At 34.3% G+C, this 23260-nt stretch carries 24 protein-coding genes and 1 tRNA gene; 7 read left to right on the plus strand and 18 right to left on the minus strand.

What is annotated here, in order from left to right; genetic code table 11:
• Positions 1 to 390: 390 nt before the first annotated feature.
• Positions 391 to 1353, minus strand: coding sequence for a hypothetical protein (locus FGL37_RS08270; protein WP_028070992.1), 963 nt, complete (start codon positions 1351 to 1353; stop codon positions 391 to 393).
• 16 nt (positions 1354 to 1369) lie between these two features.
• Positions 1370 to 2260 (minus strand): hypothetical protein, encoded by an 891-nt coding sequence (locus FGL37_RS08275; RefSeq protein ID WP_028070993.1) that lies wholly within the window; start codon positions 2258 to 2260, stop codon positions 1370 to 1372.
• Positions 2261 to 2711: 451 nt separating this feature from the next.
• On the opposite strand from FGL37_RS08275, the gene FGL37_RS08280 reads away from it, so the two are divergent.
• From FGL37_RS08280 to FGL37_RS08300, 5 genes are all read left to right on the plus strand, one after another.
• Positions 2712 to 4388, plus strand: a complete 1677-nt coding sequence (locus FGL37_RS08280; protein WP_138096741.1) for a tetratricopeptide repeat protein — start codon at positions 2712 to 2714, stop codon at positions 4386 to 4388.
• 266 nt (positions 4389 to 4654) lie between these two features.
• Positions 4655 to 5050 (plus strand): DUF3244 domain-containing protein, encoded by a 396-nt coding sequence (locus tag FGL37_RS08285; protein WP_028070996.1) that lies wholly within the window; start codon positions 4655 to 4657, stop codon positions 5048 to 5050.
• Between the two features lie 30 nt (positions 5051 to 5080).
• The gene (locus tag FGL37_RS08290; protein WP_138096743.1) at positions 5081 to 6430 is read left to right on the plus strand and encodes a BSAP5b family pore-forming toxin; all 1350 of its coding nucleotides are present in this window, start codon (positions 5081 to 5083) and stop codon (positions 6428 to 6430) included.
• Positions 6431 to 6467: 37 nt separating this feature from the next.
• The gene (locus FGL37_RS08295; protein WP_028070998.1) at positions 6468 to 8120 is read left to right on the plus strand and encodes a BSAP5a family pore-forming toxin; all 1653 of its coding nucleotides are present in this window, start codon (positions 6468 to 6470) and stop codon (positions 8118 to 8120) included.
• 69 nt (positions 8121 to 8189) lie between these two features.
• Positions 8190 to 8594 carry a hypothetical protein gene (locus FGL37_RS08300; RefSeq protein ID WP_028070999.1) on the plus strand — a complete coding sequence of 135 codons (405 nt, stop codon included), beginning with the start codon at positions 8190 to 8192 and terminating at the stop codon, positions 8592 to 8594.
• Positions 8595 to 8964: 370 nt separating this feature from the next.
• On the opposite strand, the gene FGL37_RS25920 is transcribed toward FGL37_RS08300, so the two are convergent.
• From FGL37_RS25920 to FGL37_RS08320, 6 genes are all read right to left on the minus strand, one after another.
• Positions 8965 to 9087, minus strand: coding sequence for a hypothetical protein (locus FGL37_RS25920; RefSeq protein WP_262709450.1), 123 nt, complete (start codon positions 9085 to 9087; stop codon positions 8965 to 8967).
• Between the two features lie 2 nt (positions 9088 to 9089).
• Positions 9090 to 9812: a zinc-binding metallopeptidase family protein gene (locus tag FGL37_RS08305; RefSeq protein WP_028071000.1), complete on the minus strand. Its 723-nt coding sequence runs from the start codon at positions 9810 to 9812 to the stop codon at positions 9090 to 9092.
• A 62-nt stretch (positions 9813 to 9874) separates the two neighbouring features.
• Positions 9875 to 10018: a hypothetical protein gene (locus FGL37_RS26200; RefSeq protein WP_424541299.1), complete on the minus strand. Its 144-nt coding sequence runs from the start codon at positions 10016 to 10018 to the stop codon at positions 9875 to 9877.
• Positions 9958 to 10203, minus strand: coding sequence for a hypothetical protein (locus FGL37_RS08310; RefSeq protein ID WP_051607144.1), 246 nt, complete (start codon positions 10201 to 10203; stop codon positions 9958 to 9960). The genes FGL37_RS26200 and FGL37_RS08310 overlap by 61 nt, the downstream gene beginning before the upstream one ends.
• Before the next feature lie 503 nt (positions 10204 to 10706).
• Positions 10707 to 11990, minus strand: coding sequence for an HlyD family secretion protein (locus FGL37_RS08315; RefSeq protein ID WP_028071001.1), 1284 nt, complete (start codon positions 11988 to 11990; stop codon positions 10707 to 10709).
• 3 nt (positions 11991 to 11993) lie between these two features.
• Positions 11994 to 14180, minus strand: coding sequence for a peptidase domain-containing ABC transporter (locus tag FGL37_RS08320; protein ID WP_081817932.1), 2187 nt, complete (start codon positions 14178 to 14180; stop codon positions 11994 to 11996).
• Positions 14181 to 14796: 616 nt separating this feature from the next.
• Here FGL37_RS08320 and FGL37_RS25355 point away from each other — a divergent pair.
• Positions 14797 to 14964, plus strand: coding sequence for a hypothetical protein (locus FGL37_RS25355; RefSeq protein ID WP_160169521.1), 168 nt, complete (start codon positions 14797 to 14799; stop codon positions 14962 to 14964).
• Positions 14965 to 15135: 171 nt separating this feature from the next.
• Here FGL37_RS25355 and FGL37_RS08325 read toward each other — a convergent pair whose 3' ends face one another.
• The 7 genes from FGL37_RS08325 to gwsG are packed head-to-tail and all read right to left on the minus strand — an operon-like array spanning position 15136 to position 19725.
• Complete coding sequence (locus tag FGL37_RS08325) at positions 15136 to 15462, minus strand: helix-turn-helix domain-containing protein (protein ID WP_037533918.1); 327 nt, start codon at positions 15460 to 15462, stop codon at positions 15136 to 15138.
• A complete protein-coding gene (locus tag FGL37_RS08330; protein ID WP_028071003.1) occupies positions 15455 to 16189 on the minus strand; it encodes a hypothetical protein in 735 nt (244 codons plus the stop codon). The genes FGL37_RS08325 and FGL37_RS08330 overlap by 8 nt, the downstream gene beginning before the upstream one ends.
• A 13-nt stretch (positions 16190 to 16202) precedes the next feature.
• On the minus strand, positions 16203 to 16874 hold the full coding sequence (locus FGL37_RS08335) for a DUF6624 domain-containing protein (protein WP_051607146.1): 672 nt from the start codon (positions 16872 to 16874) through the stop codon (positions 16203 to 16205).
• The gene (locus FGL37_RS08340) at positions 16858 to 17523 is read right to left on the minus strand and encodes a glycosyltransferase family protein (RefSeq protein WP_037533920.1); all 666 of its coding nucleotides are present in this window, start codon (positions 17521 to 17523) and stop codon (positions 16858 to 16860) included. The genes FGL37_RS08335 and FGL37_RS08340 overlap by 17 nt, the downstream gene beginning before the upstream one ends.
• Complete coding sequence (gene gwsS / locus FGL37_RS08345; protein ID WP_028071005.1) at positions 17516 to 18514, minus strand: grasp-with-spasm system SPASM domain peptide maturase; 999 nt, start codon at positions 18512 to 18514, stop codon at positions 17516 to 17518. Before gwsS ends, FGL37_RS08340 begins: the two co-directional genes overlap by 8 nt.
• Positions 18504 to 18719 carry a hypothetical protein gene (locus tag FGL37_RS08350; RefSeq protein ID WP_138096745.1) on the minus strand — a complete coding sequence of 72 codons (216 nt, stop codon included), beginning with the start codon at positions 18717 to 18719 and terminating at the stop codon, positions 18504 to 18506. The genes gwsS and FGL37_RS08350 overlap by 11 nt, the downstream gene beginning before the upstream one ends.
• Positions 18706 to 19725, minus strand: a complete 1020-nt coding sequence (gene gwsG / locus FGL37_RS08355) for a grasp-with-spasm system ATP-grasp peptide maturase (protein WP_150113828.1) — start codon at positions 19723 to 19725, stop codon at positions 18706 to 18708. Before gwsG ends, FGL37_RS08350 begins: the two co-directional genes overlap by 14 nt.
• Before the next feature lie 185 nt (positions 19726 to 19910).
• Here gwsG and FGL37_RS08360 point away from each other — a divergent pair, with 185 nt between their 5' ends.
• Entirely contained in the window at positions 19911 to 21596 is a 1686-nt protein-coding gene (locus FGL37_RS08360) for a biosynthetic peptidoglycan transglycosylase (RefSeq protein WP_160169522.1), read from the plus strand.
• 278 nt (positions 21597 to 21874) lie between these two features.
• Here the strand turns inward: FGL37_RS08360 and FGL37_RS08365 are convergent, their stop codons facing one another.
• The 3 genes from FGL37_RS08365 to FGL37_RS08375 form a co-directional block, all read right to left on the minus strand.
• Positions 21875 to 22084 (minus strand): Arm DNA-binding domain-containing protein, encoded by a 210-nt coding sequence (locus FGL37_RS08365; protein ID WP_028071009.1) that lies wholly within the window; start codon positions 22082 to 22084, stop codon positions 21875 to 21877.
• A 314-nt stretch (positions 22085 to 22398) separates the two neighbouring features.
• Positions 22399 to 22470, minus strand: a tRNA-Glu gene (locus FGL37_RS08370).
• A 100-nt stretch (positions 22471 to 22570) separates the two neighbouring features.
• Entirely contained in the window at positions 22571 to 23221 is a 651-nt protein-coding gene (locus FGL37_RS08375) for a 4'-phosphopantetheinyl transferase family protein (RefSeq protein WP_028071010.1), read from the minus strand.
• Positions 23222 to 23260: the final 39 nt, after the last annotated feature.

Genomic DNA, 23260 nt, shown 5'->3' on the forward strand with positions numbered 1-23260 from the left:
GCAGATTTTAGCACAGTGCTGCTCAAGTTCACCGGATGTACGGTGGTGTCCAGAACAGCAATGGGTTCAATGGGGAATATGATAGCAAAATGGTCTTCCATAAGTACAAAGAATAATTTGTCTCTGGTAAATTTGGTCTGCTCCGGACGCAAGACTTGGAATAAATGTAAGGTGTTGCACCTGGAATTTGCAAATTTTTTCGATAAACAGACGTCCGTTCACTATAAACTCCACGATCTACCCGATATGTATGTTGTCTGAAAGATATTTGTTTGACCTTACTATGATATGCTATTCTTGCGCCCCGGGGCAACATCTGGAGCTGTTAGAACCCATGGATAAAAGTGGAAAATTCATTTTTCAACTCATTTTGGCACAGATTTATCTCGGTTAGTCTTCCTTTAAAGTTTGGAAAAGATCGACAGTCATAATTTTTTCCTCAAGTATATTTTGATTCCATTCTGCATCTGATAGTTTATTCAAAGGTTTTTGTTGCTTGATCAGTTCATAACCGTTTCCAACATAATCTCTGAAATAAAAATCATAAGAACCTCCGATAATACCTTTTGTAGGATGGTAAAGAAAACGGTTGATCCCTTTTGTCCAGTCGTAATAATCTGCTCCATTAGATGATCCGATAGTCCAGAATTGATAAGCTGTACCTGCTGACGTTTTAACTTCCTTTGAAAGATATTCCTTCCAGAGTCTAGATCCAAATCTGTAACTCGGAGCTACGACTCTTTTATCAAATGCAAAGGGTGAAAGTTCGTTTGGAAGAGACTTTTTAAATAACTCAAAGTATTCTTTAAGGCCGACTTTTGGTTGTTTCAGATTTAAATACCCATAGACTGATGGAAAGATGTTTTCATAAGAGACAATAGTGAATTTCTCCAATAAGGTATTAGGTGCATAAAAATATTTTTCGCCGCTCTTTTTTACTGCGAGGTATTCACTAAAATATTTTTGAGGATTCCCATATTCCGAACCGCTTGAACCGAAGCTTGGAAGAAAAAGTTCTTGTTTCAATGTTTCTATATCCAGAAGGTTTTTTATTATATCCCGATCTTTGATTTCTTCCCATCCCCGGCCGGTTATCAGATCTGGCAGTATCGAAAACAGAATCAGATTTTTGTTCCGGTCCTCATTTTCAGGAAACAGAAAGTTGTAGATCTCAATATTATAATCTACCTTATATAATTTCTTTGTATTGAGTAGGAAGTATGATTTGTTATCTTCTCTAATATCATTCTTTCCATTTAGCAGCACATATTTTTTATCTGCAGCCTCGGCGCAGATAGAATGAATGATTAGCAATAGGAAAAGTATACAGAACTTATTTAGTAAAGTTTTCATTTTTAGCATTAGTAAATTATGGACACCTTTGACCTTTGTTTTTATTTTTTGTCACATCACGCTCGTTTTGATTTAGAATAATATCGTTCGGCAACCTGTTTTCAATGATTCCTGTAGTAACAAGGACATGGATTACATTGTCGCTTAGATTGGGATTAAATGCTTTTAATTCGGCTTTCATTAATTCCATAAATGTATCAAACCTGGAATGCATCCCATCATTTCTATAAAGATACTTACTTCCATCCGGTGATTGGTAGTATTGAATTTCAGGATATCTTATATTAAATTGGCTGGCTCCAAGTCGATATTTCTCAGCTCCCAAATAGGCATGCCACACCTCATGGTACATAGTGGTTAACAGATATTCTTGAGTAGAGTTTTGTAGAATAAACTTTGAGAGATCTACATGCGCATTATTCGGATGGATTCCTTGTCCACCCCTTAAACCTCCGTCCTGCAATGGATTGGTATAGTCTTTGGCATGAAACGTTAAATTTATTCTGGTTTGGTTACCACCAAATAAACCGTTTAAAAGTTGCGAAAGCTTACTTTCTGACTGTGTAAAATAATCTATTAAGCTTACTGCACATGGATAGTCATCAAGTTGATGTTTTACGATACTGTCTCCATCGTCACCACCACCGACACCAGTAGATCCTCCGTCGCCAGTTGGACAGCCCCCACCAACATTTAGCTCAATGATATTAAAAGAATTTACACATTGTACAGTTCCCTGAACTCTTGAAGCTGCTGCCCTAACGCGATTTGCAACATCTATATGTGACATGCTGCCTTGTGGAACATTAATACTTTGCCCCCAATTGATATTTGCATGACCTCCTACGTCAGCTAGTTCTAAATTGAGCTGCGCAACTATACTTTCAGGAATATACTGTAAACCCAATTTTTTACAATACTTCCGTAAGAGTGGGGCAGACAGCGCTTTATAAACTTCTCCAATTCCCGTTGATCAAAGTTAAATCGTGGAGTCTTCTGAACCAGAGGAATCTTAGCATACATAGATCCACTATCTTAGCCTCTATCTCTCCAAAGCGCCAAGCCTGCCTTGCTGCGGCATCGATGAGGTTGACAGAATTGAGAACGATAATGGTGTCGGTTGCATCCGGCTTGTCGGTGAGCCAGCTGAGGTAGTCCATGTACCCTTCAAAAATGGAAAGGGAATCGGTTGCCGGGGATGATTTTCTTGTTTATATTCTGTTGTTCTTTAAACTCTTGCTTTTGACCTCTCATTCAATTAGTCTTAAATGGGTTCGAGTTTAGTGTAAATTCGAAAATTTCATTATTTTTGACGAAAATATATCAGTAATTTGGAGGGTAAAAATAGTGATAATAGTATGAAGTTAAAGGTTGTTGTTTTTTTACTATCGTTATATGTGATATTTTTATTTTCTTGTCGATCTAAGAGCCATCCAATGAATTTACTTTTGGAGGCTAGAAATCTTGCTGAAAGTTCTCCCCAAGAGGCTATGAGACTAATAGATTCAATATCAGATCCTGCAAGTAATTTGGATAAGGAAGAATATATGTCTTATCTAGTGACTCGTGTCCAAGTTTATTATAAAAATTTTCGTGATATTTCCGATGATACGCTTATTTTCAAAGCGCGAGACTATTATGATTGTAAAAAAACAGATGTTGGAAATTTACGCTTTCTAGCTCACTTCTACAGTGGTAGCGTGTTCCGTGATCAAAAAAATTACTTTAAAACTGTCGAAGAATATAAGCGAGCTCTTTCCATTGCTAAAAGTCAAGATAATCAAATTCACCAAGCGTTTGTGTTATATAATTTAGGTGATCTTTACTTCGAAAAACGAACCTATGATATTTCTTTAGCATATTATAAGGACGCATCTATAAAATATAAAAATGACAAACCAAAGCAAGCACTTTCTTTGCAGGCAGCTGGGCAATCATTTCTGTTGAAAGGGGAAATAGATTCCGCTTTACTGTATTTTGATAAAGCACTAATGCTAATTAGACAAGCCCAGAATAAACTGGAAGAGGCAAAATGCTTACAGAATATTTCAGTGGCTCTATTTGAAAAGGGAGACTTCTTAAGATCCATTAGTTTTCTATATACCGCTAGACAGATTGATCCGGATTCCACTGCCGAAGGACGTTATCAGCTTAATTTAGCACGAACCTATAAAGCTGCGAAAATTTTAGATTCCGCAGAATTTTATAGTGGGAAGCTGAAAAATTCAATCAAAGGAGATTCAGACACAAATTTTAAAGCTGCTGCAAGTAAATTCCTTGCAGAGAACTATATTGATAAAAAAAATTATCGATTAGCTATACACTATATGCAACTAAAGGATAGTTTAATGTTGCAAATAATAAGGAATACAAATGTTCAAGAACTAGCCAATGCCGAACGTAGGTTTGATCTAGAGACAAAAAAATCACAATTAGCAAATGAAAAAACTAGAAACTACAGACTTGGACTGATCCTGACATTGAGTTTTCTAATTATTTTGATCATTGGTTTAATTGTTCTGTATTTGTCCCTCAAACAGAGACGACAGAAAGAAGAAAATATACGCCAAAAGGAAGAGAATGTCAAATTGCAACAGCAATCTGAAAGGAATGAATGCCTAATTCAAGTTTACAGAAATCATATTGGGAACACAGCGACATTTAAATCTCAGATTAATAATCTTATAGTGAAATACTCACGTAAAGATATTAAGGATCCTAGAATTGGCTTTGAAAAAATAAGAGAAACTGTCGAAGATATGGAGGTAAATATTCATTCAGGTTATACCTCATTTATCACCAATTATCTCAAATCGTTAGACTTATTACAAGGATTCGAAGTTGCCCAATTAAAACTAGAAGAGCAATTATTGATTACCCTATTACATGCTAATTTTGAGCACGCAGAAATAGCTGGATTGCTCCAGATTAAAAGTCACGCGCTTACAACCCGAAAATCACGTTTGAAATCAAAGCTACAACTTATTGGACTTTTAGACTCACAAATATCCGAGATATTTGAGCCGAACAAGTAACTCGATATATAGATTCATACTTTCTTAAATTCAAGCAATACCTGATTCTATTTCGTTTAATCCGTCATTTATGAAATCGTCCTTTTGTTGCATACCGTCTCTTCGGGCTGAGTATTTACCTGGTCACATCGCATTGTTTAATAAACTGAAATACAGTTATTTAATTACTAACATTCCCTCACATTTACCTCACGCTATCATTCCGTATATTTTTAGGTTATTTACCTCTTTATATTTGCCGGAGTATTAACTTATAATAACTAGATATGAAAGTAGTATTTGCTTTATTATTAAGCACCATTGCATTTTTTCCTTGCAAGGCGCTTAATAATACTCAAGATGATCACATTGGCATACAAGCTGAAAAAAAGAAGCAGGAGATTGATTGCACGGGGCACCTTCCTCCAAGCAGCCCAAATAGAAAAGGAGGAGAGGCTCTTAAAGCATTTTTAATTGATAACGGCGTATTGATTGAGTATTATTCTAATGTTGGAATAGTAGATATCGTAATCGAAGCAGAGGACGGCACAATAGTTCGCAGTTATTCTTCGTGTAGCATGGGCGGTGATACCACTATCTCAACTATTGGACTAACCACAGGTAGTTATATCCTAAAAATGAGTAATACAAATGGTTTCCTTACAGGAAAGTTCTATTTATAAAAAATAAATAGAAAATATCAAATTCTAATCATGAACAGAACAAAATTTATAATAGCCCTATCTACTATGTTTTTAGTTTTCTCCTGTAAACAAAATGACGTTTTACAAGAAAATATAGTAGAAAAAGAAACAATAAAGAGCTTTGCAAAGACAATGTCTGATTCTTTGGCTACGAAAGGCCCCATCGTGCCCATTAAGGTAAATCCTGACTCAATTAAATCAAAATTATTTGGTAAAAATCAGAATAAGACGTTCAGTTTAATGGATGGTTTATCTTATGACCCTTATTTGTCCTCAAATATGTATGCCCTTAGGGATATGCCGTTAACTTTTCAAGCCAGAGGAGGAGGCGCAAACTCTGCAAATAGATATTTACAAACCAATGGACGTGGTAAAGAGCTGGTTTTAACCTCTTCAGATAACCCCTCGACCACAAACTTTAAAGTACGGGTCTTACCTGCGAGCTCAGGGATACCATACCTTATCTACTCCTTCCAGGAAAATACGCCAATAAGTGTTGGACAATATTCTAATGCTCCAAATAATAAGGTCTTATTTCTTTTAAATGATGAAAGTGGATCATTATACAATGCATCTTGGGATTTGATCGCATCGTCAAGTAATCCTGGATATTTTGCCATAGAAAGCCAATCTTACCTTGAACAAGGCCCAGGTGGAATGTGGGACATATTTTATAATGTAATAGAACTAAAAGACGCGACCAAAATAGGATATGGTAAGTATTCAAATAAACCTCAGCAAGATTTTTTAATAACCCCCAGAAGCAAGTTTACGCTAAGTTCAATGGAATATGTTAATGATTATAATGCCACTGTAACAAAAGGGCCTGATGTCATTTTAAAAGGAAGCTATACGAACACTGGTTATTCCAATCTTTCCTATGATATTGAATGTTTGAAATCTGAATTTTTGTCTTCTAATTTTTCCGTTAACAAGTCTATTAATTTCCAATTTGAAAATATAGCACAAAAATTTAAACGACCTTCGGTATTACAAGGGGTAATTAACTTAAATCCAGGGTCAAATATTGAAGCTGATGTTTCTTTAAACTCAACTGGTTATACAAAAAACATGCTCACCAAAGTACCTTTTCTCATATCTCCCCGTACAAAAGTTGCGATAGACTATAAAGTTGCATCTTATACGGTATCTGTTGATTTCGTTGCAATCGCCACATATCAAGATCGTGAAGTAAAGATAAGTGGACGTTGGACTGGAAGGGTGATAAGTGATGAATATCCTCTAAGTGACCATAGTTATATAATAACTGATATAGACACAGGAGCGCCAAAAATGGTCAAACTTCCAAATCCAAACTTGCATCTTAATTCGGTAAATAAACCTTTGGCTGTTCAATAACAAATTGAGGAATAATTTAGCACAGAAAAACATAAAAATGAAAAAATACTTCATCTATATTGCTTTGCTTTCGCTTATCGTTTCCTGTAAGCAAAATGATCTTTTCAACGATACTATCAGACAGGAACACACTGAGGATATCATACTTCAGGCGAGGAGCTCCAAACTCCCGGGAGTGTTGTCTAGGTCAACTAAAAAGAAGAGCACAAATCAGTTCAATACGCAAAATTCTACCACATTACCAATAGATGAATATTCGGGACGTGGTTACACAGTAGGGAATGGTATTCTAGGAAGCGTTGATAATGTCAGAAGACAAATTCTTGATTTTAATAAACTTCAGACAAACGGATTAATAGTAAAAGACCCCATTAAGAAAACCAATATTGAATCTTTTGCATTCTCTGATTTTCAGCGATATGCTAGTTGGACTAACATTACAAAAAAAGTATCTGCTGGATTTAGCCTCAATTTGGGGTTATTCAGCTTAGGCGCCAAGAGAACCACAACAGAGAAATTCTCGAATAATACGATGGAAACGTCACGCAGTGTAAGTGGGCAATTAAACATCGAAGTCCGAGATGCGATGTATCGAATGGATTTATCCCCGAGTAGCATGAGGAGAATCGCGTCAGGATATATGGACAGTTGGTTTTTGGATGATCTTTACAATTCTACGATTGTTGATGTTTTAAATACTTATGGTCCATTTGTAATTACAGGATATTACTCTGGAGGGAGAGCGAGTGCTACATACTATGGGACTCATAAATTTAGCGTCGACTCTACAAATAAGGAAAAAGATATGCAAACTGATATTACCGCATCTTACAAATGGGGAGGAAAGGGCGATACCACCAACTCTGTAAGTGCCAATTTCGGTTTTGGAAGAAATACAGGCAACGGTAGTTCATTTCAGTCGAACATTGAGTCGGCATCTTATATTATTGAGACAACTGGTGGAGCTTATGACTTTCAGGTTCGGACACCGCCAACGGAAATAAAAAACTCTAATATTGATCTTTCTCAATGGCTTTCTTCTCTGAACAATGTAAGTAATCATGCGTTCTCTGGACTAGCGGATCAGGGACTTAATCCTATTTCTGATTTTATGTTAGAAGCCAATTTTAAAAGAAGGCTGCAGGATACCCATTTAGGATATTTTAACACTAATACATTTGTTGAGCCGTTCATAGAAATTGTAAAAGTTTTGGTGAGAACAACAGGATCGGGGGAACGCCTCTATGATATTGCCGCTGTTTTAAATACAAGGCAAGGAGATAAGATTATTTTAGGAAAAGGAGCTTCAGCCACTGCTACGGACGCTGATTTAAGGGCCAATAATACCTCCTCCATTTTTGCGGCCAAAAGTCAAGCAATCGCAAATGAAAAAATGAATTTCTATCAATGTTTGATTAAGTCGAACGAAAACACAATAATCCTACCTTTTTTACGGATTCCACTTAGTATCAATATTGCTAATATTAGCGAAAGTCGAATGCTTAAATTTTATAACACAGAATCGGATATGTGGTATATTTATGATCCAGTGGGTTTAACTGCATATTCTTTCTATTTGGACGACTATATACTGGAAGTCTATGGAATGAAGGATTGGTTCGATACCTTACAGGAAAAGGCTATTTCCATGACGAATCTCTATCAACGATACACAATAATTGGTTTGTAATTCAATGTTCTGCCAACTTCGTTGGTAGAACAATTTTTTATTATATTACATTTAATTTATTAATACAATATGAAAAAAGCAGTATATATTATGATTATTTTCGTCGGCTTTATATTATCTGGCTGTAATAAAGATGAAGCGTCTAAACCTATATTTGAATTCAGTAAGGATAATATTAAACAGACTGGATGGAAGGGAACACTTCGAGTCAACTTCAAGGATGAAACGAACGAAAAAGAAATCAGCTTACTATTTCTGGATGATAAAGTGGGAAGATATGAATATGAGAAAACACAAACTGGCGGCTTTGACTATGATGTAGAAGGTAAACTATTAAGAATTTGGGGATTACAAAGTAACAAGCTAGAAGGCGACTGGATGGTGGTTGAATTTGCTGAAAATAAATTAATACTAAAGGATGAACTATACTCAGAACAATATAACAAAACTCTGGAACTTACACGAGATTATTAGCATAATGCAATGCCACGTAATTCATAAATACTGTGCCTCCAAATAATACCATTGAAATGGCCTCTACTTATTGAGGTCTCTTTCAAATTTAGTATCTCAAATATCTAATAGTTGTATTAATATAGACACTAAATTGAACTATTATGTGAGTTATTGGAAAATATCACCTCAGATAGCTCACAATAATTACACATAAATATTTTTGGTAAAATTAGATCCATGCTACAACATTATTTTAAAGTAAGGAAATACGTGTAAATTTTGTAGATACAGAAAAACAAAAAAGCCTGCAAACGTTTAATTTGCAGGCTTTACACTCCCTTGAAAAGAGCCGAAAAATTTTGCTGTTGCCCGTACCCACAATAATTGCTTACTTCTTGACCGAATGTCCCGCCAGCAGCAACTCTTTTGCTTTTTGAATCAGATGCTTATTCCAGGTTTGCTTTAGACTTTCACCATAGATTGCTTTATAACATTTATTCAGTTTGCTCATGTCTACCTGCCATTTACGCCAGAATCATAAATAGCAGAAGACCATTTATTTTTCTTATTTCCAAATACTCGTAAGGCCATTTCAGAAAATGAAGATTTTTTACCTACAATCAATTTTAAGTCACTAAGTGACTGCGGGGATGTTCCTTTTTCTGAGATTCCTTGTAATACGATTTCTGAATCAGACGCAGCCGCATTCTTTAAGTTTTGTAATCCATCCGCAATTTGTTTTTCAATATCCGCATAATTCCCATTATACCGCGCAGCCCACCCTGTGAATATTAATGATTTCTTCCCAGAATTAAAGCGGTAAGATTGCACTACACTATTTGGAAATATCTTTGAAGTAAATACCCAATGTGTTGGAAAACTTAGGTTTTCCATTCCATATAGCTTAGTTACTGATAATCTGGGGAATGTGAACTTCAGTACCCCATATTTATTTTGAAGATCTAAAACATCACCTTTGAACGCCATATCATAAAAAGTTCCCTTAACTAGTTTGTCATTAATTCGGATGACTGAAGGTTTACCTTCTTCAAACCAGACAATAACAGATTCTATTTCCGGATGTTTTTCAAATAATTTTTTATAGGTATGATCAAGATAGGTAGTACTAAAGGAAACAATAGAAGAGGTCACTCCTTCTTTATATGTAAATGCTTGAGAACGAACTTTCAAAGTAATGCCAAAACATACTATGATTAGTAATACAAATTTTTTCATAACTAAACAACATTTAATATTTTCATAATCAATATTTGATTTGGAAGATACGCATCTTTCGACTAAATCGGCGTTGACAGGATGATTATCTGAATATCTTCTTTAAAAGAAACAAATTCCCTTGTCATTCGAGCACCTTCACGCACTAGGCTCCAATCCCTTGTGATAATCTCTCCGGTGTCTGGAACGGTCCAACGACGACGGATATGTAGCGTAACCCGATGTCCCCAGATCGGGAAATCTGGGCGGAAGGTATAAAGCCCTTGGACTCCAACTTGATGTTCTCATAGCCCGCTGTAGCAATATTAAGCTCATCCAGATAAATGTGGAGATGATGGTCTACCTGATCGACTTCCAAAATCTGGAAATATTCTAAAAGTCCTTCGGGCATTAATAGGGATAGTAATTTACGTCCGGCCTCTTGCAAAGGATATCTGTATTAAAAATGCTAAACTAAGAAATTTTTATTATTCCCCCCAAGAGTTCGGATTGATCCCATATTTTGGCGTTTTGATTGCATTAAAAAAACCTGCAAATCTACATTTGCAGGGTTTTAGCATCTTTTGATATCTTTATCCGTAGCCCGTAGGGGAATCGAACCCTACTTGCATCTATCTATTTTTCAGGAATTTACAAACCTCCCATTTCCCTACTCATCGAATAACTCACTAGTTTGACATACATTTTAGCTGCAAGATCTTCGAATAAAATTAGTAAAAAATAACGACATCTTTTATATTTATCTTGTTTATATAATACTTCTGTTTGCTGCGCTGTATCGTCCTGTTATTATAAAAATTACGCTAATAATCGGAGCTAATTTCAGAGGGCATTACATTATGAATTTACATTATGTCCAAGTCTGATGAAATTGATATTTTAAATATTCCAAAACTAAGTATTAAACTGTAGATTTTTTGTTAAATTATCCCATATTCTTTTAAAAATTGATTTGTCCTCAGTAATAATTTCTGCATCACCATATATTCCAGGCTTTAAAATAATCAATGAATCCTTCAATGAGCGAATTAGTGACACTTTCGCAAAGAAAACACTGTCCTGCATTGGTATATCCGAAATATAATCTATTTTTCCATTTAAATAGCCGTAATCCTGATAGGGGTAACTACGAACTTTGATCAATACTTTTTGTCCATTTTTAACTTTTGCAGATACCACTTGAGGAAGCAGAAGTTCTCCATAATACTGGTCATTATTTGGATTGACATAAAAAAGTGGCTGATCCACCTTGACCGGCTGGTTCTCTTGTATAAAGGATCCATATATGAGCTTCCCATTGACGGGACTCGTTAATATATACTGCCGTTTCCAAGTTTCAGCTTCGCTTAAAAAGCTATTTAGTGCTTGTACAAATTTTTTGCGCTCCTCATTGATTTGATTGCTAAGATCTGATAGCTCTCTTTTTTTAGAAAGTATATTACCTTCATAAGCAATCAAATTATTTTCCATCTGTGGAATAGTTTGTCTTTTTGCTAGTAGTAGAGACTCTTTTTGACTGAGTTCAGAAGGGCTAATAATTTTCTTTTGAGCGAGCAGCTGATATTTTTCGAATTCTTCTTCAGCAAGTTTTAGTTGTTGATGCTGCAGCTTAAAAGATTGCGATACTTTTTCATATTGTCTCGCTAAATTAATTCTTTCCTGCTCTAAAACTCCTTTTCGTTTTTGATAGATTCCGTCATCGCTTGCAGCTCTATAATTCAAATAAGCAAGATAGAAATTCTGGTACCCTCCTTGTAATTCTCCCAGGCTTAATTTATTTGGAGCAACTAGAGTTTCTAAGTTATAATTATCGGTTTCTTTTCTCTTCAAATTTTGTAGTCGTTCGATTAGCATTGTCACTTGACTATGATCTGCAGTACTTTCTAGATAGGCTAGTTCGGTACCTGGTTTTACCCAATCCCCATCCTTGACCAGTATTTTGACAAGGGTGCCGTTATTTCGACTCATTACAACTTTCGGGGCATTTATACTATTAAATTTCAAAGAACTCGTCACCATTTCTGGAAATCTTATAAACATGGATAGTCCCAAGATCAATATCACCGTTCCTAATATTAAAGAAATCCCCCATTTCAATAACCAAGATGGTGGTTTAGCAATAATTTCCTGTAAATCTTCCGAATGAAGATCTTCCTGCATCAAATTAGATTTTTTCATTTTTTAATTTCCTAACTCCAACTGATTTTTTACCAATTCAAAATATCTTCCTTTTATTTGAGTTAGCTCTATATGTGTCCCTTGTTCGACAACTACTCCTTTCTCAATCACTACAATATTGTCGGCATTTTTGACTGTACTTAAACGATGGGCAACAACAACGACCGTTCTATTTTTAAAAAAACGATCCAAATTTTCAATTATTACTTTTTCATTGTTGGCATCGAGAGAATTGGTAGCCTCGTCTAAAAAAATAAATTCCGGCTCCTTATATACAGCCCGGGCAATCATAAGTCTCTGCCGTTGCCCTTGACTAACTCCCTTACCAGCAGTTCCGATCTTTGTTGCTATTCCAAAAGGCTGCTCTGCAATAAATTCATCTAAATTTGCTATTGTGATTGCATTTTGTAAACGTTGTTCGTTTGGAAACTCATCATTTATTGTGATATTTCGTTCAATAGTATCAGCATAAATATAATTGTCCTGTAATACAGCCCCGCAACTGTCTCGCCACAAAGAAAAATCTAAATGTTCCAACCTTTTTCCACCAACAAGGATCTCGCCCTCCTCATAGTTGTAAAATCGCAATAACAACTTCAAGATAGTTGTTTTACCACTCCCACTCGTCCCGACTATTGCTGTTGTTTTTCCGGAAGGAAAGGTAAGATTAAGCTTATTAAATATTGGTTCATTACCTGCACCGTAATAACGGAAGGTTAGGTTGCGAATTTCAATATCTCTTTTCGTTGGTAATTTTGAAAGATAATCTTTTCGAACATCTTCTTCTTCTTCTGTCTCGTAGATTTCATTTAACCTTTCCATGCTGATTTTGGCATCTTGGTATGATTGCATAAAGCTTAACAACGACTCTACGGGACCGTTTACCATTCCAATAATGTATTGTATTGCCATCATCCCGCCAAGGGTAATTTCACCATCTATAACTGCTTTGGCACTTATATAAGTAATTAAAATTGCTTTGGTCTGATTGATTGCCATTGATCCAAAAGTCTGATATTGTGAAAGGGCTAAGCTTTTTACCTTAAATTGAAATAATTTGGCTTGCAATGCCTCCCATCCCCAACGTTTCTGCTTTTGTGCATTATTAAGTTTGATATCTTTAATGCTCTGTATCATTTCAACCATATAAGTTTGATTTTCAGAGCCTATCTTAAATCGTTTATGATCTAATTCTCTTCTATATTTCATAAAAAACAAAATCCATAAAGTATATAGAATAGTTGCCACAAAAAACACTATAAAGATTGTTTTATTATATATCACTAACAAAGTCCCAAAGATTAACATATTGATTAAGGAAAACAGGGTGTTTAAGGTATCTCCTGTAAGAAACGTTTCAATACGCTGTTGATCTGACATCCGTTGCATTAAATCGCCATGAGTTTTTAAATCAAAGAATGACATTGGAAGTTTCATGATTTTGATTAGTAAATCTGTCAAAATTGAAATATTAACTCGAGTACTGATATGTAGCATGATCCATGACCGAATAAAAGAAACAGAGCTGGATCCAATAAAGAGCATAAGCTGAGCAATTAGAATTAAGTTTATAAAACTGATGTTTTTAGTATTAATCCCAATATCGACGACGGATTGAGTTAGAAAAGGTGTGATTAATTGCAGGACAGTTCCAAGAATCATTCCTAGAAACAATTGTATGAAAAGCCTTTTATATCTAAAGAAATACGTGAACATTTTGCCCCATTCCAGCGTAAGTTCAGCCTCGTCATCATCTAATTGATAAAAATTTGGACTAGGGCTCAACAGTAGAGATAATCCTGAATGTAGCTCCTTAGTAGAATACCAGTTTTTGGCAAACTCTTTTTCCCCATAGGAGACTAGCCCAGTTGCGGGATCGGAAATATAGTATCGTCCTTTTCTTATTTTATAAAGTACTACAAAATGATTTTGGTTCCAATGCAGGATACAGGGCAATTCAACTTCACCAAGTTGTTCTAAGTTCAATTGCACTCCATAAGTTCGAAATCCCAGCTTTTCGGCTGCTTCGGAAATACCAAACATATTGACCCCGTATTTAGTAGTTTGGCAGAGTTTTCGAATCTTATGAATAGAAACCGACTGCCCATAGTATTTAAAAACCATACGGAGACAGGTTGCACCGCAATCCATCATATCCATTTGTTTGTAATGAGGAAACTTCTTTAGCACTTTCTATTTAATATTATTGTTTATTATACTCTGTTTATACTTAAAAAATGTAAGAGTTATCATTCCGGCCAGCTCTTTGCGTTCACAAAGCTTTAGAGTTTTTTTAATTATATCTTTTAAATTCGTGATCCAAACTTAGATCTGAAACATCCGTTTTAGACGAGCATTTTGTTCTTGAAGTGCTTTTAGCTTTTTAAGGTGCTGTGCGTCCATACCGTCGTACTTCTATTTCCATTGGTAGAAGGTGGGAGCTGAAATAGGATGTTCATTACAAATATCCTTTGTAGACTTAACTGATTCATATTCCTTGAGAATGTTAACGATTAATGTGCTGAAAACTTGCTATTTTCCATATTATAACAACTAATTTAACATTTTTAATTTGGTCTTAAAACAAGTATGTCTAACAAAACAGGTAAGTTATTTTGGGAAATTGCTTTAAAGAGATATTACAAAAACGTATTTGATAGCATGTTGCAGTGAAAATTCAAACAAGTACATACTAAAAGAAATAATATAATTCCTTAGGTGAATAATATTAAAAATTAATAATCTTATCTTTAACGTTAGACAACGTCAATGCACTGGAGCATTGACTGGTAGCAACTATAAACTAATGAAAGAGAAAAAACAAACACTCGAATCTATCAAAAACAATCCTGATTTCTTTGAAATCAAAAAGGATAACTTGAAGAAAATTCATGGTGGATTAGCTTATGGAACGGGAACAGAGGCTTACACATCAGGAGATGGCATAACCGATTATGGTGACGGTGATGCCTAGTTAAATAAAAACGGTAAAATCAATTCTTGATTTTACCGTTCTTATTTTGGGAGCTAAATATTTTTTAGCTCAAATGAGCTGGATCTAAAACGTTCCGTTTCCAACTCATATGCCCCCTTAATAAGACCTCGGATAGGATTTTATCTTGCTATTTTAAATCTTGGTATCTCATTATTCTTTTTTCGCTACCCTGTTTTTTATGTTGAGCAAAGCGTCTTCAATAATTTTTACACTTGATATAATATCCACGGAGGACTTTGTTGGATTCGGATTGCTGTCAAATGTGATCCCTGAAATTTTTAAGGCTCTACAAATTTTAATTAAATATCCAAGTTTAACACTTACAATACCGCTCTCCATTTTATTATACTGTGATTGAGAGATCCCAAGCAACATGGCGATGTATTCTTGTGTAAAGCCATTTCTCACTCTCTGTTTCCTTATTTCATCCAATATTTTTAATTCTTTTTCTCTAATATCTTGTAATGAATCATTCATAGCTTAACAGTTTTGAGATCAAACTTTCTTTTATACGATAATAATTTAAATAGATTTTGTGGTATTGGGATTGAATAAAACGAATCTGACTATCTAAATTTCCTTTTTCAAAATGGTAATTATCATAGACTTGTTTTGATAGATTAATCTGAAGTTTGCTGCCTTCATATAAAATCTTTAAATCTTCATTCTCAAAGAGTTCAGAATAATTCTTAATAAAACCTATAGAACCTAAATTACTTGATGTTAATAATTTGTGTTTTAAAGTTTCAGACAACTGAATATCAAACTTAAGATTGGTTGGCACATCTTGATTTAATATCGCTGTAAATGATTGATTAAATATCAGTGCTCCTTGAATTCCAATCACATAGTCTGTCCAAAACAAGTCCGTACTTATCTGGATTACGTCATTAGAGAACAAGTAAGCGAAAAAAATACCTTCTAAAACCCTACGATTTCTGTTTAATGAGGCGATTTTGTCTATCAGGCTTAAATTGTCACTTATAGAGTGAAATATTTGTTCGTCACAAATTACTAAATAATCCAAATTTCGCTCTATGGATGTTCTTACACAATAAAGTAATTTTTCCCATTTATTATCTATAAAAGCCTCCAATAACTTTTCGCGGGTTATACTTCCGTCAGCATGTCTCAAGACTATATGTAACCCACAGTTGCTGGAAACGAAAATAGCACCGTTTAAAAGAGAATTGTATTTTTCCATACATTGATTCAATTTAGTACTTACCAAACATGTGCGAAGGAACTTTATAAAGCCAAGGTTTTTTGACTCCGGATCTTAGATTTATAGAATCCCTTAGAGCAAAATGTGATTCTGTTGTGGTATTCAAATAAACTTCGAGAGCTTCTAAACCCACAGCTTTTCTTCGTTTATTAACTCTTTTGATATCTACAACCGGATAGGGAAATGTCCTGTGGTACCTGATGTCATACCAAATCTGTGTACCATATATTTGCAATTCCCCACTATTGAGATTTATCCGGTCCAATAAATATGCATACTTATCAGCAGAAGCATTTTTTCTTTTTACTTCCGCTGCCATCTTTTTTAGTACCAATGTTTGAAAATCCGGCCATTTATTTAAGTGTTGAACGACCAGCCAAAACTTATCTGAACCGTCTTTTCCAACCTTGTTATATCCAGGAAAACCGAACTTAGAGAAAATGACTTTTGCATCCTCGTAGTTTTCACGATATATTTCTTCCATTCTTTTAAAAAAATAGTCATTACCATTAGCATTTTTAGGAGGGTTCATCATCCAATCTTGATCTTTCTTCGCCATTTGATTGATTTTATCTCTTAAAATGGTATCTATTTGACCGTAAACATTTATATATGCAAATATTGATGCAACAAACAAAACAATTGGTTTAATTAAATTTTTCATAATAATCTTTGATATACATAAACTTATCCAACTTTTGCTCTGTGTTTAAAAATAGTTCTTTCACATCTATATTTCCCTGCATTATTTCAGGAGTAGCGTCGGAATAGCCAAAAAAACTCTGCATAGAAATGAATGGATAAATTGTGAAAATTTTACTACTTAATCGACTAATAAACAAATCAAGCCTATCTGAGGTATTAAAGCTTTCTAGGAAAAATGTTTCAATAAACTTTCTATTTATTATTAAAAACTGTGCTCCTGTAAATTTATTCAGCCAAAACAAATTATCTGATATACATACTCCCGTTTCAAAAGAGCTAATTCCCCCAGACACAATATCAGCATTTACACCTTTAGCTTGTTTTATAATACTGTAGATGTAATTTTTTTTATAATTTTTCGTAAAACAATGATCATCTTCTGCAATAATAAAGTAATCATGGTTTTCTACTTTTGCAATTAATAAAATTTTTTCAAATGTTCTCAAAAGGCCAAACGATCCAATAGTATGATTTTCAGCAGTAAATATCTGTGGAGAAAACTCGGGATATTCTTTAAATTGCCCCAAAATATGTTCTCGTCTTTCCTTTCTTTCAACTAAATTTATAATGTAGACAGGAATACTGTTTTTTGTCAAAATATCACTCATAAGGATTGTATTTACATTTTTCCGGTTTACCATAAATATTTGATCCATGGGTGAATGCTCTACAGTCTAAACATATATAGCGAAACTCACAATCCCTACAGACTGAAATAATATCTTTATTAACTTCCCACATTTTTCTAAAATCATCGTTAAAAACTACTTCCTCTAATCTTACATTTTTTAAATTTCCATATGAAGAATTCAAAGAAGGGCAATTTTTAATTTCACCACTTTCATCGATGCTGATTTTTCGGTTTAGACACGTATTGTATTTTAAGGCCTCGGTATACATAGGGATATTTACCGCGAAGTTTGATGGTGAAATATCTCCACAACATAAGTTATCTACGTTACTACCTATGGTATATTTAATTGTTGTATGCGTATTATCAATATAATCATTTGATGTAAATGGGGAATTGTAAATATTTATCGAAGTAATAAATTTGTATCTATCCACTAGATCCCGAATTCCCTCAATCAAAAGATAGGATGCAAATTTTAGGAATAGATTTACAGATTGAACACGAGTTTGTCTCAAAAGATCTAATATCTCCTCTAACCCAGATCTTAACACTATGTCAGAAAATCTAAACTCAATGGCTTTGCAACCAAGATCAGACAGTTGTGAGAACAAATATCCAAAATTATGTGAAGATGTCTTTGCGACCTTTATAATTGCATTAGTTACAATTGACGGTGTGAAAAATTCTTCGTTGATAACGCTAAAGTTATTAGGATTAGAAGTAAAAAAAGCAAATTGATGTTCTATTAGATACTCTCTATATTCTTCAAGTATCTCCTGATCACTTTCACTCAAAGAATTTTTGTATTTGTCATACGGCGTAAAAAGAAGGTTTTCTATCAAATTATATAAGGAATGTGGCACGGTAGCGTAAACACCAGACTTTAGATCACAGATTATACTTCTTTTTGCACCTTTAACCAGTTTACAGGATGGAAACAAAACCAAATACATATTATTGTTCATCTCTCAATTGACTAATTTTTTTTTGAAAAATATGATATAAATATGCTTTATCATCATAAAATGCTGAATAACCAGACCTATTTTTATAAGATGGAGCGGTAGATTCGGCAATCGGCTGTGCAAAGAACCATACAGCGGGAATTATAAAAATATCATCCGGGTCCTTTAATTCATTTGATATAATTAAACTCCTATTTTTCATCATTGACTTTATCTAATTCAATTAATTTTTCAGCTATTATTTTTTCTAATCCATAATTACATGGCAATGAAACCATGCCAAATTGACCTATTGGATTAACTTCTAAAAAAACATACTCTCCCGAAGGAGTATATATTAAATCCAGTGAACCAGTGTTTAAGCCTAAATTATCCATTAATCTATTGATTGCCTTTTCGATTTCCAGAGGTAATTTGTAAGGAGCTTCTTTAAAATTATCCTCTTTATAGTCAGCTCTAAAGTCAATGCTAGAAGCTTCGTGCATTTGAGAAAATAATGCCATAGAATAACATTTACCGAAAAAATAAAATGTCCGTATTTCATATTCTTTGTTAACGCATGTTTGAAAGCAGGAAGGAAAAAAGAACTCTGGAAGCTCCATAAAATTATTATCAACAATACTTGTGAACATATTATATCCTTTGCCATTTATAGTAAATGCTGACATTTCTGATATACTCTTTACAATAATGGGCCCGAATTTTCTCATAAAATGACCTAACTCATTTTTTGTCCCGGTTACCAGTGTTAAGGGAACCGCAAGACCGTATTCTTTAGCTTTTTCTAGTACCATTAATTTATTGACCTGTATTGCCGACTCTGGGTCTATCCAAAAACTCTTGCGATAATAATAGCTGAAAAATTTCCTTAGAGACCGATATTCTGAAGTGACAAATTGATTATATTGATTAGCCAGGCGCGAATCTTTGAATTTGGAACTTTGAAGTCGTAGGTATGATTGATCAAGCCATCTTCTATTCCATACAACTTTTACTAAGTCAGGTTCTGGAATAACTTTTATTGATGTAGAATCAATGACTTTCCAGGTATCTTCTAATTGATATGTATACCGTTCAAATATTTCATTGCCATTGATACGTAAATAATCCGCTTTATAGTACTCTAGCCAGTCGATTACCATATTCGTAGATGGCTCAAGTTCAGATTTGCTAAAAATCAAAATCATTTTTAAAAATTTACCAAACAACAAATAAGAACGTTTAATTTAGTAAATATTTTTAAAGTAACAAAATAACGCATAAACATCTTATTTATATTGTAAGGGTTTATTCTGATAAATTAATAAAGAAATATATCTTTGCATGTTCGCTATTTTAACTTATAATGAGGTATAAATTTATTATAACACTGTTCAATTATTTATTTTTTTGCCTGTTGAACGCTAAAAAAAGCAAGCATAAGGCGAAGCAGGAATTTCTTTTGCTTATTAAATCCCACTTTAATATCTCAGCTGTGTTTAATAATGATAATTTTAATCTTCTCAGATTTCAAAGCGACAATATATTAATCCGACACCGCAGATTCTCTATTGCAATTGAATATATTAACATTCGATTTATTAATAATTGGAGATTTCGTCCAAACATTCAGGTTAAAGTTTTAAGTTTTATAAAGCAAACTTCCAATTCCAAAAAATATCCTAGCTCCACAGCCATAAAAGAAGAACAATTTCTGGAAAAAATATTTGATTTTATACCTCGAATTTACAAAATAATCCGCTTCGTTGATGTTAAGATTGAAGAACTGCATTTCGGTGATAAAGGCTGCAGCCCTATTTATATAAAAGACATAATTTCGATCCAAAATAGACTAAAGGCTAAGATAAGTGACCCTCAATATGCAGATCTATCAATAAATTTCCTCCCCAAAAAGATAATATTCAAAATCGTACCCACGTATAGTTCCAATAATCGGATAAATATTAAATCAGTATTTTGTTTAATTCAATTGGATATAATTACGAAAAGCCTAAAAATAGGAATTAAATCTAGAGGTCTTATAGCAAACGAAAGAAAGGAAAGTTTAAAATACATCAAGGTGAACAAAATTAAAATTCTTTTCAACATTGTTTTCAGTCAAAACATCATTTATCTTGATAAATTGTCAAGAATCGAATTGGATGAGATTATCTGTTATTTTATATCCAATTTGGATATAAATGATAAAGACTTTTTTAACATCAGTTTCTTTTGTGAATTTTACCCCCAAGATATAATTAAACTAATCCCAGATTTATATGTTCAAGACCTTAAAGAGTTACAATCAGACCGAAAATTAACTCTTAAGGTCGGACTAGGCTTTTTGATCTCTAATCCTTTATATTACGATTTTCATTTGTCTCTAGATGTCGATGAAAGGGCAACTATTCTACCAGGAATTTCATTAAGTTACCTAAATTACCCGTTTGATTTTCGATTTCAAGGCGGGACGAAAACTATTCCAATTGCTGAAGTAAATAAATCCCTTTCCGAAAGTCTTTTAGGCAAGGTTTTAGTTCATTCAGAAGATCCTAATTTCTATCATCACAGAGGTGTTGATGAATTTGGCTTAGGGTATGCAATTGCACGTAACTTTCACGAAAAAAGAGTCGTTCGTGGAGGAAGCACTATTACAATGCAGGTTGTCAAAAACTTGTTTTTAACCAATGAAAGAATGATATTTCGAAAAATTGAAGAGGTAATAATCGCACTTCTTATAGAGAATCATTTTAAAATTCCCAAAAGAAGAATATTAGATATATATTTTGAGATTATTGAAATGGGACCAAATATTTATGGGTTAAACAATGGATGTATGTTCTATTTCGGTAAACAGGCTACAGAGGTAAATCTTATTGAATCAATAGTTATTTCGTATATTATCCCTCGGCCCATTTTCTTTTTTGAAGCTTTAGTTGAAAAGAGCGAAAAACTTAGGAAAAATTTAGATGAATACTCTAATAAATTATTGATCAATCTTCTTAATGATGGGATCATAGACAAAGAAGATCTAGAAAATATTGAACCAATAGTATTTTTTACTCGTGACTTAGGAAGCTTAAAAATAAACTTTAAATTTTAATCAACAAAATGCATAAAAATCCATCTTGTCTTAAACCTATAATCGGACGATACAAGTGAGCAAGTGAGCAAGTTGTAAACCCATAATAGGACGATACAAGTGAGCAAGCAGAAGTTGGGCAGAGCCCTACTCTTCTTGCCCCATTTGCATAAAATGGGGTTTAGAGTATCCTCCGGGGATACTCTTTTCGCTTAATGATAGCATAAAGCCACTTTTTAGTATACCGGACAGTATACTTAGATTGATTGTATAAATTAGGCAAACAAATCCTGTGGGATTCATATAGATCCTTTCAATAACTTTATATTAAAATGATGGCCCTTTGCCCGATTGGCTTTGGAATTCCATTTGGAGGGATCACACTCCCGCCCTGTAGACACTTCTTTTGGGATACCATCGAGGGTAATCCGCATGTAGATAGCTTTGGGACCGCTAACATAATTTTTTGGTTTCTTCAAGTAGAAGAGCAAGGAATAATTTGTACTCATGACAATATCATTTAAGTGAAACAAAACCCTTTCCCGAAAGTCGGGAAAGGCTCTGCATCGCCATTGAAAAAAGACAATGAAACTCGATGCAAATGTAGCCTTGCAACTAAAACGGATCAAGATGTCTTATTTTTAAACATGTTGATTTTTAATCAGTTAAGGTATTATCAGTGAGTAAGTATACTAGAGGAAATGACTCACTGAATGACTCACTTTTTTCTTGGGAATTCTTAGAAGTTTTGTAGGTACTGAAAAACAAAAAGCCCGCAAACGTTTAATTTGCAGGCTTTTGTATGTTTTGACTTCAAGATGTGTAGCCCGTAGGGGAATCGAACCCCTGTTTCAAGAATGAAAATCTTGCGTCCTAACCCCTAGACGAACGGGCCTTTTTGTTTTGATGTTGCAAATATAGAGGCTTTTTCAAAAAGCGCAAAAAAAAAGTATTGCTCTGATGCTAATTCGTTGAATTTGAGAAAAATTATTTTTTTAAAGTATCTCGCCAACGGCATAGGCCAGCATATATTCATTGAATTTTTCGTAATGCACATCGAAAATACACTGCCTTTGATTGTGATTGAGCACCAATTGTAGAAGACCTTGTGACTGGTATTCAAAGGGCAGAATGGTCATGTTGTTTAGGAAGGAAACTCCAGAGTTCCCCTGTAATTTATAGATCGCCTCTTTGGCGCACCAGCAGGCGTACAACTGCTCATATTGGTTTACTCCCCGGCTGATGAAATCAAGCTCAGCAGGTTTGAGAAATTTGTGCTGAATCCGCTCTACCTTCGTTTTGATAATCTCCATATCGATCCCCACTTCACCTCTTGTACTGATCATGGCGGCGGCATAATCGAAAGAATGGGAAAGCGAGATTTTTTGTGGAAAATTGACGAGATAGGGTTTTCCATTGGCATCGGATGGGCAGTCAATGTACTTTGATGTGTTGAGAAGTGTACGCAATAACACACGGGTTGCGAGCCAGTGCAGCCGCCGTTTTCCTTTATTAAAAGAGGCTAGCTTGGCTTTTTCACGTTCATCTAGCTGAAGTTTGGACAAGAGGTCCTCATCCGACTCTTCGATGCGCCAGATAGCAAACTTGGTTTGTTCATCGATTTCACGTAAATACACTAGACTCATATCCAAATGTAGTAAACAAATTGCAGATTACAGCATTGA

Source organism: Sphingobacterium thalpophilum (assembly GCF_901482695.1).
In the GTDB taxonomy this organism is placed as follows: Bacteria; Bacteroidota; Bacteroidia; order Sphingobacteriales; family Sphingobacteriaceae; genus Sphingobacterium; species Sphingobacterium thalpophilum.

Bases quoted from the DNA above. Each gene is read 5' to 3' on its own strand.
- FGL37_RS08270 (WP_028070992.1), bottom strand. From the start codon at position 1,353: ATGAAAACTTTACTAAATAAGTTCTGTATACTTTTCCTATTGCTAATC.
- FGL37_RS08280 (WP_138096741.1), top strand. From the start codon at position 2,712: ATGAAGTTAAAGGTTGTTGTTTTTTTACTATCGTTATATGTGATATTT.
- FGL37_RS08285 (WP_028070996.1), top strand. From the start codon at position 4,655: ATGAAAGTAGTATTTGCTTTATTATTAAGCACCATTGCATTTTTTCCT.
- FGL37_RS08290 (WP_138096743.1), top strand. From the start codon at position 5,081: ATGAACAGAACAAAATTTATAATAGCCCTATCTACTATGTTTTTAGTT.
- FGL37_RS08295 (WP_028070998.1), top strand. From the start codon at position 6,468: ATGAAAAAATACTTCATCTATATTGCTTTGCTTTCGCTTATCGTTTCC.
- FGL37_RS08300 (WP_028070999.1), top strand. From the start codon at position 8,190: ATGAAAAAAGCAGTATATATTATGATTATTTTCGTCGGCTTTATATTA.
- FGL37_RS25920 (WP_262709450.1), bottom strand. From the start codon at position 9,087: ATGAGCAAACTGAATAAATGTTATAAAGCAATCTATGGTGAAAGTCTA.
- FGL37_RS08305 (WP_028071000.1), bottom strand. From the start codon at position 9,812: ATGAAAAAATTTGTATTACTAATCATAGTATGTTTTGGCATTACTTTG.
- FGL37_RS08310 (WP_051607144.1), bottom strand. From the start codon at position 10,203: ATGCCCGAAGGACTTTTAGAATATTTCCAGATTTTGGAAGTCGATCAG.
- FGL37_RS08315 (WP_028071001.1), bottom strand. From the start codon at position 11,990: ATGAAAAAATCTAATTTGATGCAGGAAGATCTTCATTCGGAAGATTTA.
- FGL37_RS25355 (WP_160169521.1), top strand. From the start codon at position 14,797: ATGAAAGAGAAAAAACAAACACTCGAATCTATCAAAAACAATCCTGAT.
- FGL37_RS08325 (WP_037533918.1), bottom strand. From the start codon at position 15,462: ATGAATGATTCATTACAAGATATTAGAGAAAAAGAATTAAAAATATTG.
- FGL37_RS08330 (WP_028071003.1), bottom strand. From the start codon at position 16,189: ATGGAAAAATACAATTCTCTTTTAAACGGTGCTATTTTCGTTTCCAGC.
- FGL37_RS08335 (WP_051607146.1), bottom strand. From the start codon at position 16,874: ATGAAAAATTTAATTAAACCAATTGTTTTGTTTGTTGCATCAATATTT.
- FGL37_RS08340 (WP_037533920.1), bottom strand. From the start codon at position 17,523: ATGAGTGATATTTTGACAAAAAACAGTATTCCTGTCTACATTATAAAT.
- gwsS (WP_028071005.1), bottom strand. From the start codon at position 18,514: ATGAACAATAATATGTATTTGGTTTTGTTTCCATCCTGTAAACTGGTT.
- FGL37_RS08350 (WP_138096745.1), bottom strand. From the start codon at position 18,719: ATGATGAAAAATAGGAGTTTAATTATATCAAATGAATTAAAGGACCCG.
- FGL37_RS08365 (WP_028071009.1), bottom strand. From the start codon at position 22,084: ATGAGTACAAATTATTCCTTGCTCTTCTACTTGAAGAAACCAAAAAAT.
- FGL37_RS08375 (WP_028071010.1), bottom strand. From the start codon at position 23,221: ATGAGTCTAGTGTATTTACGTGAAATCGATGAACAAACCAAGTTTGCT.